Genomic DNA, 13,949 nt, shown 5'->3' with positions numbered 1-13,949 from the left:
GTTCAAGACTTTAACTTAGCCCGCTCAAATCTCCCTCATGGATCAGCTGTTCAGTAAGCTAAGGAAGTACGAAATTATGATCAGAAAGGTGGCCAACAACCACCTGCAGGGAGAATATCAGTCGCTGTTTAAAGGTTCAGGCCTTGAATTTGACGACCTGAGGCCTTATCAATACGGAGATGACGTACGGACGATCGAATGGAAAGTTTCCGCAAAAGGCCACGGAACCTTTGTAAAGACCTTTCGGGAGGACAAAGAACAGTCGGTTTATTTTCTTTTGGACATCTCCGGCAGTCAGGACATCGGCCAACAGGACAACAAAAAAATCGATAAGGGTAAACTCATCGCTGGTGTTTTGACCCTGGCTGCAGTGTATGAAGGCAGCCAAATTGGCCTGATTTCTTATACAGACCAACAAGAAAAACTGATTCTCCCCTCCAAAGGGAGCAAACAAGGCGTCAAAATCATTCGTGGAATCTTTGACCACAAAAACAAAAGTTTGAAAACGGACCTCAACGGAATGTTTTCTTTCTCCCTAAACCTGATCAAAAAACGTAGCATTATCATCGTGATCTCTGACTTCATCGATCTGGATTACGAGCGCTCTTTTAGAGCCTTGGCAGAGCGTCATGATCTGGTTGCTATCCAACTGACTGATCCCCGAGAATCGGCACTGCCCTCCTTGGGTATTATTCCCATCTATGACAAGGAAAGAGGGAAAACTACCTGGGTGAATACTGCATTTGGAAGTTTTTCTAAAAAAATAGCCGAAACCTTTACCATTGAACGGGAATATTTAAAGGAGCTTTGCAAAAAAAATCAGATCAACTATTTGGCAATAGACACCACTCAGGACATTGTTGGGCCATTGATCGACTTATTTAAGTACCGAAACAAAAGAATGAAACGTGGGTAGAATCGGTATTTTTCTTCTTTTCCTGGGATTGAGTTTTTCTTCTTTTGCCCAAAATGTGCAAGTGGAAGGCTATTTCACCCAAGATTCTGCCCGATTGGGAGAGCGTGTTGGATTTGTGCTCAAGGCCCGGTATCCGGAGACCACCCAACTCTTATTCCCGGATTCGACTTATGATTTTTCTCCACTGGTTTTATTGGAGAAACAAACTTTCATTTCCCAAACCTCGGAAGGAATCACTTTGGATAGTACGGTTTACTTTGTTTCCAACTTTTCGCTGGAGCCAAGTATCTATCTATCTCTTCCAGTTTATGAATTGAGCCGATATGACAGCATCACCTACTTTTCCAATGAAGCCGAACTGAAGTTGAAACTGATGCTGGACTCAATTCCCGAGCAGCCGATTTTTCAGGAAAACAACGTTTACCAGCCTTTGGAAAAGAATTTCAACTGGCTTTTGGCTGCTTTGATCACCGGTGGAGTGATTATCCTTCTAGGTGGATTTGCTTTGCTTTTCTTGAAGCGAATCAAGGCAATCTTCTGGAAAAACCGGGAGAAAATCAGGTGGATGCAATTTGAGCGCAAGTATAAAAAACTGGCTGGTCTCCTCGCACAAAATCCTGCGCTGGAATTGGCAGACGAGGTCATAGGTTTGTGGAAAGGATATTTGGAATCCATCACAGACCTTCCCTTCCAGGAATGGACTTCGAGTGAAATTGCTGAAGCTTTGGATGACAAAGAAATTTTCAAAGCATTAAGAGCCATCGATATGATCATCTACGCAGGTAAAGAAGCCAAAACAGAAGAAACTACAGATTATCTGCTCGAAGTGGCGAAGACAAAATATCAGGAAAAACTAAACCAAATCAGACATGAGAGAGCAACTCACTGAGTTCTTTAGCTGGTCTTGGTTTTTGCCAGAGACATTTAAAACGTATGAATGGGAAAATCCCATTCTACTCAATCTACTCTGGATTATTCCTGTTCTGATTCTGATCCGGAAGGCCATCAAATTCCTGAAAAATCCAGTTTTAGAACTTTCCCTTCCAAAACGTGTGGCCAGAGGAAATCCATGGACTTACCTTCGGCTGATACCCACCGGGTTCTTCTTCTTAGCTTTGATTTCCATCGTCATTGCACTAGCCCGACCTCAGCGTAGCAATGAGCGGGTGGAGCAATACACTGAGGGAATTGACATTCTCTTGGTAATGGATATTTCAGAATCCATGGACTTGCAGGATTTCACTCCAAATCGACTGGAAGCAGCAAAAAGCACAGCAATTGAATTCATCAACGGACGCTTTGGAGATCGGATAGGCATGGTGGTTTTTGCCGGAGAAGCCTATTCTTTGGCGCCCCTGACCAACGATTACGAATTGTTGACAGCCATGATTGCGGACATTTCCTTTGAGATGATTGAGCCAAAAGGCACAGCCATCGGATCAGCAATCGCAGCCGGCACCAACCGGATGAAAGAAAGTGAAACTCCCTCCAAAGTGATGATCCTTCTATCAGACGGGGAAAGCAATGCAGGAAATGTAGACCCGCTTTTTGCAGCTCAACTTGCCTCTGCTTTTGATATCAAAATCTATACGATTGCAGTTGGAAAAGACGGAATGGTACCCTATGGCACCGACTTTTTTGGAAGACCTCAGATGGTAGAAAGCTATTTGGATGAAACTACCCTCCGGGAAATCGCCCGGATAGGCAACGGGGAGTTTTACCGGGCATCTGACGGAAGTACTTTGCAACAGATTTTTGAACGGATTGATAGCTTGGAAAAAGCCGAAATCCTGGAAAACCGCTACAAGGAAACTGCGGATTATTACCGGATTTACCTTTTTTGGGCGATGCTGTTTTTCCTCATTTGGTTGGGATTGAAGAGTACTTTCTTCAACAATTTCCTGTTGGATTAACCTGATTTGACTATCAGAATTCTAATAGACAAAAGTCTGATATTAATCAGGTCTGTAGAATAAATAGATCACATAAAAACCTCCAAAAGAAATCCACCTTTGGTCAAAATACCGATCAATGGCACTATCAGCCGAACTAATCCGAAAATACAATCAGCCTGTCCCAAGGTACACTTCTTACCCTACCGTTCCCCATTGGGAAAACAATCTCAACTCATCGGATTGGGAAAAATTGGTAAAACAGGCTTTCCAACTAATCGGGAAAAAGGATGGAATTACACTATATATCCACTTGCCCTTTTGCGAAAGTCTCTGTACCTATTGTGGCTGCAACAAGCGAATCACAAAAAATCACGGAGTGGAAGATCCTTATCTGGAGGCAATCTTCCGGGAATGGTCCCACTATTTAGGGCTTTTTGAAGAAACTCCAAAAATTGCAGGAATTCATTTAGGGGGTGGAACTCCTACTTTTTTTTCAGCCCAAAATCTGGAGCTCTTGATTTCAAAAATTCTGAAATCAGCCGAAGTCCTTCCAAATCCTGAATTCAGTTTTGAAGGACATCCCAACAATACCACTTTCGAACACCTTCAGGAATTGGCCCGTTTGGGATTTGACCGGGTGAGTTATGGCATCCAGGATTTTGACATCAATGTCCAAAAGGCAATTCACCGTCTTCAGCCTTTCGAAAAAGTGAAAGAAGCCACAGAAAATGCCCGAAAACTCGGCTATAGCTCTATTAATTTTGACCTGATCTATGGCCTTCCACACCAAACTTTGGAGACGTTGGAGGAGACTTTCGAAAGGGTGGAAGAACTTAAACCGGAAAGGATCGCCTTCTACAGTTATGCGCATCTTCCCTCAGCTTTCCCTGCCCAAAAGAGTTTCGAATCATTTCTTCCCAATGAACAGGAAAAAAGAGCATTGTATGAATTTGGGAAAGAAAGATTGATCAAAATGGGATATGAAGAGGTCGGGATGGATCATTTTGCCCTACCGAATGACCCGCTGTGTGAAGCAAAAAGAAACGGAAATCTCCACCGAAATTTCATGGGCTACACCACCTCACCTTCAGAAATGCTTATCGGATTGGGAGCTAGCAGCATCAGTGATATCGGTTTGGGATTTGCCCAAAATGAAAAAAACATTGAGGCCTATCAGGAAATTCTTAAAGAAAACAGGCTACCCATCTTTAAAGGACATATCCAGATCGAGGAAGATTGGATCGTTAGGAAGTTAATCCTTGATCTGATTTGTCGCGGCAAGGCTGATGTTCCCTATTCAGTTTGGGAAAAATTACCCCTGGAAAACCTCCAAACATTTTTTCAGATGGAAGAGGAAGGTTTAATTAATAGGTCAGACCTTTCTATTAGTATCACAGATGAAGGAATGGCTGTGGTCCGAAATATTTGTGCGTTGTTTGACTTAAGGATGATTCTTTCAAAATCAGAAAAGGCAACTTTCAGTAAATCATTCTGATCAGTGGCACATGGTGATTTCCACCTGTTGGGTACCATAATCAAAAACCGCCAATTCGGGACTAAAGCCCGGTATTCCAAGTCCCAAGCCACGGAAGACCATCAAAACCCCGATCAAAACTCCTAGGTATGGGATGGCTTTTTGGAATTGCTGCCGTCGGATCACCGGCAAAAGACTTCCCGAAACCATCAATCCAAGCAACATAGGAATCGTCCCCAATCCAAAGAAAAACATATAGGCAGCACCCAAAACTGGGCTTTGCATTCCGATTGCAACTACCAAAGCCATATAGACCATTCCACAAGGAAGTAGCCCATTCACTAGACCGGTTGAAAAAAACGCAAGTTTGCTTCCGGATTTGAGGTATTGGGAAAGGTGGCTTTTGATCCACTTAACCACACCGGAAAGTGCCGGGATTGTCAAAAACCTGTCTGCCTTTTTATAACTGAGAGAAAAAAGAACGATCAACAAGCCCATTGCCACAGAAACACCCTGCTGTATTCCGGCTAGAGAAAGCGAGAATCCAAGACTGCCGACTACCAAACCAAGTCCGGCATAGGTAAGACTCCGACCAAAATTGTAGATGATTTTGTTGAAGAGGAAAGTCTGTCCGCCTTTTCCACCGACCGCCAGGGCAATAGGACCGCACATTCCCACACAATGGAATGAACCTAAAAATCCCAACACCAAAGCAGTCCAAAGCATCAGAGGCTGATTTTCTTTTCCTGGTAAAACTCAACGCCGTTTTCGGTCCAGGTCAACTGAACTCTCCAATAGCCTGATTTCAATTTATCCAGGGGAACTGTCGTTTTCCCCAGCTCGGTGATGTCCAGGGCCAATTCCTGATCCAATCTGGCATCAGATGGCCGAAACAGTTGGAGGTTTCCCTTTGCTCCGACCGGGAGATCCAACAGCATGGATTTGCTCTCCGAGTCAAACACCAATACTTCCCGGTCCAGTCCTGCCGCGGATTTTTCCCGCTCGATCTGATCCTGATATTTGATTTCCTTTTCGTAATAATTCTCAGTGACCAAATGGATATCATCCTGCCTCACCGAAATCACAACCAAAGTCAGGATAAATCCAACGAAGGCGATGATGGTCAATAAAATTCCTTTTCCCCAATCCATCCTGTTTTATTGTTTAGCGGCACCCACGGGCGCCATAAAGTTTGTTTGTATCTCATCAAATTCTTCACCTTCACTCGAAAGCTGAAGCATGACTTTCTCCTGGGGAACTTTCACTTCATCTGAATTTCTAACCAGGAAAAACCGGCCTTCAAACTTCGTCTGAGGCTCCAAAACCCACTCTTTTGCCCCAACAATTTCCACATCCATTCCCTCAACAAGAGCATTAATTTCCACACGTTGGGGCTCGAAAGTCTTATTAATCAGTGTGATGTTATAAAGATTGGATACTCTTCCCGCTTCCCTCTCCTGATAGGTCATCCCCGGAAAACGCGTGATAGTACCCTCCATATCTTCCCTGGTGGCGATCAAGGCAATAAATGCTGCCACCAAGACTACCAAAACAACCGAGTATCCTTTAACTCTTCCGGTAAATAACTTTTGAAATCCCTCTTTTATGCTGTTTTCGGAGGCATATCTGATCAGTCCGGTTGGCCTTTCGACTTTTACCATGACCTCATCGCAGGCATCGATACAAGCGGTGCAGTTCACACATTCCATCTGGGTACCGTTTCGAATGTCAATTCCTGTGGGACAAACCTGAACACAAAGTCCGCAATCTATGCAGTCTCCCTTTGGACTCTCTTCCACTACATTCTTGCGGATCGGAGAGCGGGGTTCTCCTCTGACATAATCGTACATCACATTGATGCTGTTGTTGTCCAAGAGAACGCCTTGAAGCCTGCCGTAAGGACAAACGACAATGCAGGCTTGCTCTCTAAACCATGCAAATACAAACATGAAAATGCCCGAAAAGGCAATGAGCCCAATAAATCCGGCCAGATTCTGAGTTGGTGGTTGGCTGACAATTTCTTTCACCTGATCAACTCCGACCAAATAAGCCATGACAAGATGGCCAATCAAAAGTGAGAAAAAAGCAAAAATGGAATACTTAAGTCCTTTTTTCCAGATTTTTTCTCCAGTCCAAGGGCTATCGTTCAAAGCTCTTTGCTGATTGGCATCGCCTTCGATTAGGTATTCGAATTTTCGAAAAACCATTTCCATGAAAAGGGTCTGAGGACAAGCCCATCCGCACCATACCCTGCCAAACACCACCGTGAATAGAATGATGAAAACGAAGAAAATGAGCAGTAGGAATAATAAAAGATGGGTGTCTTGAGGCCAAAAAACCGCTCCGAAGATGATGAACTTTCGCTCAAAGATATTGAAGAGCATGTAGGGCCGACCATCCACTTTGATAAAAGGACCTGCGAACAAAACAGCCAGCAGAATCCAAGAAAGGTAGGTTCGATACTTATAGAAAAATCCTTTGATCTTTTTGGGATAGACCCAATTGCGTTTTCCATCTTCCCGGACGGTGGCCAATGCATCGCGGAAGGTCTCCGGATTCAGATGTGGATTTTGGTTCTTCTTGGCCATTGGGTGTAAGCGTAATTCTGCCGGAGGTAAATCCCCCGGCAGTGATGAATTTACTCAATAGAAGCGACTACAGCAGTACTATCTTTCACAGGTGCGGCCTCAGCAGGTGTCTCTGAATAGGGCTCACCTTGTGGGGCTTTTGGGTTGGCTGGAGTTGTGCCTTTCAAAGTCAGGATATAGGAAGAGACCTGTTGCATTTGCTCGGGGCTCAACTGATCCTGCCAGGGAATCATCCCTTTTTCTAAAACACCGAATTTCACTACAGTAAAGACTTCCTTGATGGATCCGCCGTGAAGCCAATACTCATCCGTCAGGTTTGGGCCAACTCCCCCACCTCCATCGGCCGCATGACATGCCGCACAATTGGTTTCAAAAATGGTCTTACCTGCACCAAGAGCAGCAGCAGATTCATCAAATACTACCGTGTTTTCATCTATTCCTGCAGCCTGATTGGCCTGTCTAACTTCCGCCGCAATAGCTTCGATTCGGAGCTCCTCTTCGTATTCTTCAACACTGGTTGGTCCATTTCCCAGGACTGAATAGTTTACAAAATAGATTACTGCAAATATGACCGTTCCAACAAAAACCCCTTGGAGCCAAGGAGGCATAAAGTTGTCCAGTTCAGAAATCCCGTCATAGGAGTGATCGGCCATCAATTTTGCCTTTTCTTCTTTTCCTCCGACCTCGTCAACTTTTCCGGTTACAAAACGCTCCTTGAAATTATCCCACCAAGAAGGTTCATCTGCAAGACTTGGGTTCTCTTTGCGCAGCACTACCGACAAAAATGACATCAAATAAACCATCAAAATCAAAAGCAGAATGATCACCAGCAAGACTGCTCCCAGGATAAAGAGAAGCGTCAATTGGCTGGAATCCATTGCCTGCAGTTTGGTATACCAATTGGATTCTTGTGTTTGGGCCAAAACCGGAATTGAGGTAAAACCCAGAAGAGCAAGTATTGAAAATAACTTTTTCATGGCTGGTGGGAGGTTGAATCGTTTTCGTCAAAAGGAAGAGATTCCATATGTCTGATGTGATCTTTGGGGGTTTTCACCACCCAAATAAACATTCCTATGAAAAACAGCAGAAAGATGATCAGGGAGAGGATCGGGTAGATCTCTATGTTATCAATAGATCTTAGAATTTCTTTATACATGGCTTCAGGAATTATTGGTTATCAGCTGTTGGCTTTTGCTTAATATCTGTTCCCAATCGCTGGAGATAGGCAATCAGGGCCACGATTTCGGTATTTGGGGCTACTTCGACGCCCGCATCTTTCAGATTTGCAACCACTTTGGCAGCTTGCTTTTCATACTCCGCAGTGGCTTGCTGATCAAACCCCTCTGCATAGGGCACACCCAGTTTTTGAAGTGTTCGAATTTTGGCAGGCAAATCAGAAATATCCAGTTCATTGGTAGTCATCCATGGGTAGGGAGGCATAAGAGAGCCCGGTGACATGGAAGAAGGATCAACCATGTGGTGGTAATGCCAACTATCCGGGTATTTCCCTCCTACACGATGCAAATCCGGTCCGGTACGCTTTGATCCCCAAAGGAATGGTCGGTCATACACATACTCACCGGCCTTGGAATACTCCCCATAGCGCTCAGTTTCAGATCGGAATGGCCGGATCATCTGGGAGTGACAGCCCACACAGCCATTGGCGATGTAAAGGTCCCTCCCCTCAAGTTCAAGTGGAGTATATGGCTTCACTGAACTTATGGTTGGCACGTTCGACTTGATCAAAAGTGTTGGGATAATCTCAATCGCACCACCGATTGCGATGGCAATAGTGGCCAAAACGGTGAAGAAAATGGGCTTTCTTTCCCATGCTCTGTGCCAAAATTCCCCGCTGGGATTGTAGGCTTTTGCCAATCCAGGGGCCTGATCTTCCTCAGTTTCCTGGAATGAACCCTGCTTGGATGTCATCCACATATTGTACATCATAATCACTGCACCACCCAGATAAAGTAATCCACCCAAGGCTCGGAGCATGTACATCGGTACAATTTGAATCACTGTCTCCAAGAAGTTTGGATACGCAAGACGGCCAGCTTCATTGAATTCCTTCAGCATCAGGAATTGTGTCAAACCAGAAACGTAAAGTGGAAGCGCGTAGAAAATGATACCCAAAGTCCCCAGCCAGAAGTGCGTATTGGCCAGTTTGGTGGAATAGAGTGTGGTTTTGAAAATTCTTGGCCACATCCAATACAGCATCCCGAAAGTAAAGAAGCCGTTCCAGCCCAAGCCTCCGATATGCACGTGACCTACAATCCAATCTGTATAGTGAGCAATTGCGTTTACATTTTTGAGGGAAAGCAATGGGCCTTCGAATGTCGCCATCCCATATGCAGTTACGGCAACTACAAAGAATTTCAGCACAGGTTCATTTCTGACTTTATCCCAAGCCCCTCTTAAAGTCAACAATCCGTTGACCATACCACCCCAAGATGGTGCTACCAGCATCACGGAGAAAACTGTCCCAAGAACTTGTGCCCACTCAGGCAAAGCGGTGTAAAGCAAATGGTGTGGTCCTGCCCACATATATAGGAAAATCAGGGACCAAAAGTGGACGATCGAAAGTTTGTAGGAATAAACCGGTCTGTTTGCGGCTTTGGGCAGGAAATAATACATCATTCCCAGAAATGGAGTAGTTAGGAAAAATGCCACCGCATTGTGTCCGTACCACCATTGTACCAGTGCATCCTGTACACCGGCATAAGCTGAGTAGCTTTTGAAAAATGAAACAGGAAGCTCAAAGGAATTGAAAATGTGCAATACCGCAACCGTAACAAATGAGGCCAAGTAAAACCAGATCGCCACATACATGTGCCGTTCCCGTCTTGTGATCAGTGTTCCGATCATGTTGGCTCCAAAGGCAACCCAAACCAACGCAATTGCAATATCAATCGGCCATTCGAGTTCAGCATATTCTTTGGAGGTGGTAAGTCCAAGAGGAAGAGTAATCGCAGCCGCGACAATGATCAATTGCCAGCCCCAGAAGTGAAACCAGCTGAGCATGCTGTTCCACATCGGAGTCTTCAGCAATCTCGGCATGGAGTAATAAACCCCTGCAAAAATGGAGTTACCCACAAATGCGAAGATGACTGCATTGGTATGCAGCGGGCGAATCCTGCCGAAAGTCGTGTAAGGATTTCCCAAATTAGCTTCAGGAAGGAACAGTTGTGTGGCGGCCAATAGCCCCACCAGCATTCCAACCAGGCCCCAGATTATCGTAGCAGCTCCGAAATACTTGACAATTTTGTTGTCGTATTCGAACCGTTCCAAGGTAGAATCATTCATAGGATTTGGTTTTTTTTGGTTGGTCTTTAATTGATTTTTTAGGCTGATTTTCGAATAAAATCCGGACAGAGGGGGTGTAGTCATCGTCAAACTGCCCATCTTTCATCGCCCTTAAGAAGAGGAATAAAAACGTGCCTGCGAGAAGGAGACTTATCCCGATGAGGAGAAAAATTACTTCCATGTCATTGCTTGTTTTGGTAAATGAGTCCCTTCCGAATACCCATGTAATTGGTAGCCAAAGTGGTAAAAACCACCACAGAAATGCTGCTTAGCGGCATAAGAATGGCACAAAACACCGGACTCAATAGTCCCTGAACTGCCAGACTTAATCCCAGAATATTGTAAAGGAAACTTAGCCCAAAACTGGTTTTGATGATCAGACGACTGTCCTTGGCGAACGCCAGAAAGCTTGGGATTTTGTCAAAAGATTCCACATCTAAAATGGCGTCGCTTGCCGGAGAAAAATGGCTGACCCTATCAGTAATAGCTATTCCAACCTGGCTTTCCTGAAGGGCGCCGGAATCATTGAGACCATCACCAAGCATCATGGTATTTTTACCCATGGAATTGAGTTCCTTCAGGTAATTGAGTTTATCAACTGGACTTTGGTTGAAATTGAAGCGGATTTCATTAGAAAGTTGCTGGCCCAGGGTTACTTTTTCGTGAGCTTGATCTCCGGAAAGAACATGTAACTCAAAATCGCAGGAAAGACTTTTCACCACCTCGGGAGCCCCTTCCCGCAAACCGGACTGGATATGAAATTGGCCTAAAGCTATCCCTTCCAAACTAAAAAACACATGGTTTCCAACTTTGGAAAGGATCTGTTCATTTGATCCTGTAAAGTCTTTTGACCCAAGTCTGAACTCCTGATCTTTATATTCAGCAAGTATTCCAGCTCCTTTGATTTCCTGGACTTTTCCAAGCTTGATCGGATCGACTTTTCCCAACCAAAGATTAATCCGATTGCTCAGCGGATGGGTGGATCGCTCCACCATTCCTTTGATTATAGACTTAGATTCCGCCGAAAGTGCTACCCCAAAGTATTCAATCGAGGCAATTGCAGGGTCAGTCAGTGTTCCAGTCTTGTCGAATACTAACGTATCAACCAAAGCCAGTCTTTCCACTACAGAAGCATTTTTCAGATAGAATTTCCCTTTTCCAAAAATTCTCAGGGTATTTCCCAAAGTAAAAGGAGTAGACATGGAAAGTGCACAGGGACAAGCCACGATCAAGACTGTCGTAAACGCTTTCACTGCAATGGAAACGTCTTTACCAATCCAAAACACAAAAGCTACAACAGCAATTGTCAAAACTGTCCAGGTGAATACACCACTTATCCGGTTGGCCAATGGCTCGAGGAGCCGTTTGTTGGATTTTTCGAAGGATTCATTGTTCCACAAATCTGTCAGATAGCTTTGGGAAGGGGCTTTTTGGATGGTCAATAATACAGCATCTCCTTTTTGCCTTCCCCCGGCATAAATCAACTCTCCTTTTCGCTTGGGAACTGGCACCTCCTCACCGGTCACAAAACTGTAATCAATATTCGCAAATTCACTTAGAAGCAAGGAATCCGCCGGAATCAATTCCTCATCCCGAACCAGCACAACATCACCCACCTGGAGTTTGACTAAAGGAATAACTTCCTCCATTTCTTTAGCCATTCGGGTCACTGCAATGGGAAAATAGGCTTTGTAGTCCCGATCAAATTCTAGTGTTGCAAATGTTTTTTGCTGGTAGACTTTTCCCAGTAGCAGAAAGAAAAGAAGACCGCCCAGGCTATCCATGTATCCGGCATTTCCCTGTGAAAAAATTTCCCAAAGGGAATAAAAAAAGAATGCAATTATTCCCAGTACAATGGGCACATCCATATTCATCTTTCGTTGGCGGACAGCATTCCAGGCAGACAAGTAATAATCACTGGCTGCATAGAAAACGATTGGCAATGAAAGAACCACATTGAGGTAATCAAAAAGCCCTTTAAATCCCTCACCTAGGAGTTCTGCTTCAGAAAAATACTCAGGCATGCTGAAAAGCATCATGTTCCCAAAGCAAAATCCTGCCACTCCAAGCTTGGTCAAAATTCTTCGATCGATTGTACTCTTGGAATTGTGATCAAGGTCTGAAAGGTTGATTTTGGGTTCGTAACCCAAGGTAGAAAGAAGGCTAACCACTTCCTTTAAGCTTATTTTATCGTGAAGAAATTTGATTTGAGCTTTCTTCTTAACAAAATCTACGCGGCTTCCTAAGATTGCAGAATTGATCTGAAACAGATTCTCAAGCAACCAAATACAGGATGCACAATGGATTAATGGAATATAAAAAGTGATGTGGCTTTCCTGATCGTTTTGAAAATCAAGCAATTTTCGGCTAACCTCAGGATCATCCAGGTAATCAAACCTGTTTTTAAGTTTTGAACGCTCTTTTTGGCTTTTCCCTGGGCTGGTTTCCAGTTGGTAATATTCGCAAAGGTCGTTTTCAGCCAACACTTCATACACAAGTTTACAGCCTTGGCAGCAGAATTTTTTGTTATCGAAACTGACAGATTCCAACTCACAATTTTCCCCACAATGGTAGCATTTCGCATGAGTTTGGGTGGGAAAAATCTGTTTCATGTCTGAGATTTTTTATAAAATTATCCCGTATGAAAACGGAATATTATGATCAAAATCATTTATTAAAATGACTTACATAGCTAGGTAAAATGAGAGGGGGCCACTCCAGACTTTCCCATTGTAAAAATGAAAAAGAACCTTTGCTAACTCGGTTTGGTAATTTTTGGTTGTTACCAAAAGGGTGCAGTTATGCTTGACTCCATAAGACCAAAAATCCCCGATTCGTGAAAAATTAAATTTGATAAAACTGGTTTCCTTGGTGAAGGAAGAGACAAGATGAATTAATTCCTGTTCTTCTTTTATTTTGGATTTTGGAATGAAGCTTGGAGAAATGATTGTGGCTTTGCTTTCTTTGATAATGCTCCCAAAAAGCAATATGAAATTTCTAATAAGATCTGCAGAATTGGGAGATCCGTCGTAGTGAAATAACAAATGCTTCGTGGAGAAATCGGGAACGTAAAGCAAAACTGGAATTGCACAAACCTCTTTTTCAAAAGGCCTTGGAAAATCGTGGTCATGCAACCAATTCAATATTTTGAATAAATCAATGGTGAAAAGTGTAGGTTCCTCTGTATCATGACAAATACTGCTTACAGGGTTGGACGGAAGGAATGAATCCCTTAACTCATGACAATAAAACTCCTGAAGTACGTCTTCGGGGAGTTCAAATTTCAAGGCCTGTGGTGATTTTAGCTCCATGATCAAAATTTATATTCAAAGCTAATTTTTGAATGCTGGAGCAAGCCTGACAGATGCGGGTATGGGATATGATATATATCAGGAATGATGGATTTTAATAAGTTGAAAATTTCCAACCTGAATACTCTATAATTTTGAAAATAGAGTTATTTAAAAAAGCATGCTTTCAACAAATCAGGTTTAGAACTCTTTCAGATGGATTGAGGAGTTCAGGATCAGTTATCTCCTTGCCTTATGTCCCACAATCCCAAGCAAATTCTCTTTCCAGTTGGAGTTGAGGAGTTAAACCTCTCTGCTGGGTATAAACGCAAAAAAGCCAGCTGTTTAGAGCTGGCTTAGGAATAATGTGGCGGCGACCTACTCTCCCGGGTGTGACCCCAGTACCATCGGCGCTGCAGGGCTTAACTTCTCTGTTCGGGATGGGAAGAGGTGGGCCCCCTGCGCTAGGCCGCCTAAATCTTA

General features: G+C 43.8%; 13 protein-coding genes and 1 rRNA gene. 4 read left to right on the top strand and 10 right to left on the bottom strand.

Annotated features, from left to right (window positions below; translation table 11 throughout):
* Positions 1-37: 37 nt before the first annotated feature.
* The 4 genes from B0E43_RS02665 to hemN all read left to right on the top strand — a co-directional run bounded on the left by B0E43_RS02665 (position 38) and on the right by hemN (position 4,306).
* Positions 38-916: a DUF58 domain-containing protein gene (locus B0E43_RS02665; RefSeq protein ID WP_077346573.1), complete on the top strand. Its 879-nt coding sequence runs from the start codon at positions 38-40 to the stop codon at positions 914-916.
* Positions 909-1,805 carry a hypothetical protein gene (locus B0E43_RS02660; protein WP_077346572.1) on the top strand — a complete coding sequence of 299 codons (897 nt, stop codon included), beginning with the start codon at positions 909-911 and terminating at the stop codon, positions 1,803-1,805. Before B0E43_RS02665 ends, B0E43_RS02660 begins: the two co-directional genes overlap by 8 nt.
* On the top strand, positions 1,786-2,829 hold the full coding sequence (locus tag B0E43_RS02655; protein ID WP_077346571.1) for a VWA domain-containing protein: 1,044 nt from the start codon (positions 1,786-1,788) through the stop codon (positions 2,827-2,829). The genes B0E43_RS02660 and B0E43_RS02655 overlap by 20 nt, the downstream gene beginning before the upstream one ends.
* 118 nt (positions 2,830-2,947) lie before the next feature.
* Positions 2,948-4,306, top strand: coding sequence for an oxygen-independent coproporphyrinogen III oxidase (hemN, locus tag B0E43_RS02650; RefSeq protein ID WP_077346570.1), 1,359 nt, complete (start codon positions 2,948-2,950; stop codon positions 4,304-4,306).
* Here the strand turns inward: hemN and B0E43_RS02645 are convergent, their stop codons facing one another.
* From B0E43_RS02645 to rrf, 10 genes are all read right to left on the bottom strand, one after another.
* Positions 4,307-5,011 carry a sulfite exporter TauE/SafE family protein gene (locus B0E43_RS02645; protein ID WP_077346569.1) on the bottom strand — a complete coding sequence of 235 codons (705 nt, stop codon included), beginning with the start codon at positions 5,009-5,011 and terminating at the stop codon, positions 4,307-4,309.
* Positions 5,011-5,436, bottom strand: coding sequence for a FixH family protein (locus B0E43_RS02640; RefSeq protein ID WP_077346568.1), 426 nt, complete (start codon positions 5,434-5,436; stop codon positions 5,011-5,013). Before B0E43_RS02640 ends, B0E43_RS02645 begins: the two co-directional genes overlap by 1 nt.
* A gap of 6 nt (positions 5,437-5,442) precedes the next feature.
* On the bottom strand, positions 5,443-6,873 hold the full coding sequence (ccoG, locus tag B0E43_RS02635) for a cytochrome c oxidase accessory protein CcoG (RefSeq protein WP_077346567.1): 1,431 nt from the start codon (positions 6,871-6,873) through the stop codon (positions 5,443-5,445).
* A gap of 50 nt (positions 6,874-6,923) precedes the next feature.
* Positions 6,924-7,850, bottom strand: coding sequence for a cbb3-type cytochrome c oxidase N-terminal domain-containing protein (locus B0E43_RS02630; protein ID WP_077346566.1), 927 nt, complete (start codon positions 7,848-7,850; stop codon positions 6,924-6,926).
* Positions 7,847-8,029 (bottom strand): cytochrome C oxidase Cbb3, encoded by a 183-nt coding sequence (locus B0E43_RS02625; RefSeq protein ID WP_077346565.1) that lies wholly within the window; start codon positions 8,027-8,029, stop codon positions 7,847-7,849. Before B0E43_RS02625 ends, B0E43_RS02630 begins: the two co-directional genes overlap by 4 nt.
* Before the next feature lie 11 nt (positions 8,030-8,040).
* Complete coding sequence (gene ccoN, locus B0E43_RS02620; protein WP_077346564.1) at positions 8,041-10,176, bottom strand: cytochrome-c oxidase, cbb3-type subunit I; 2,136 nt, start codon at positions 10,174-10,176, stop codon at positions 8,041-8,043.
* Positions 10,169-10,357 (bottom strand): cbb3-type cytochrome oxidase assembly protein CcoS, encoded by a 189-nt coding sequence (gene ccoS, locus B0E43_RS02615; RefSeq protein WP_077346563.1) that lies wholly within the window; start codon positions 10,355-10,357, stop codon positions 10,169-10,171. Before ccoS ends, ccoN begins: the two co-directional genes overlap by 8 nt.
* Position 10,358: 1 nt before the next feature.
* Positions 10,359-12,788 carry a heavy metal translocating P-type ATPase metal-binding domain-containing protein gene (locus tag B0E43_RS02610; RefSeq protein WP_077346561.1) on the bottom strand — a complete coding sequence of 810 codons (2,430 nt, stop codon included), beginning with the start codon at positions 12,786-12,788 and terminating at the stop codon, positions 10,359-10,361.
* Positions 12,789-12,860: 72 nt separating this feature from the next.
* Positions 12,861-13,487 (bottom strand): hypothetical protein, encoded by a 627-nt coding sequence (locus B0E43_RS02605; protein ID WP_077346560.1) that lies wholly within the window; start codon positions 13,485-13,487, stop codon positions 12,861-12,863.
* Between the two features lie 344 nt (positions 13,488-13,831).
* Positions 13,832-13,943: ribosomal RNA gene (gene rrf / locus B0E43_RS02600) — 5S ribosomal RNA — on the bottom strand.
* Positions 13,944-13,949: the final 6 nt, after the last annotated feature.

This window comes from Algoriphagus sp. A40, assembly GCF_002002735.1.
Taxonomy (GTDB): domain Bacteria; phylum Bacteroidota; class Bacteroidia; order Cytophagales; family Cyclobacteriaceae; genus Algoriphagus.
This window is presented reverse-complemented; position numbering and strand designations above follow the sequence as displayed.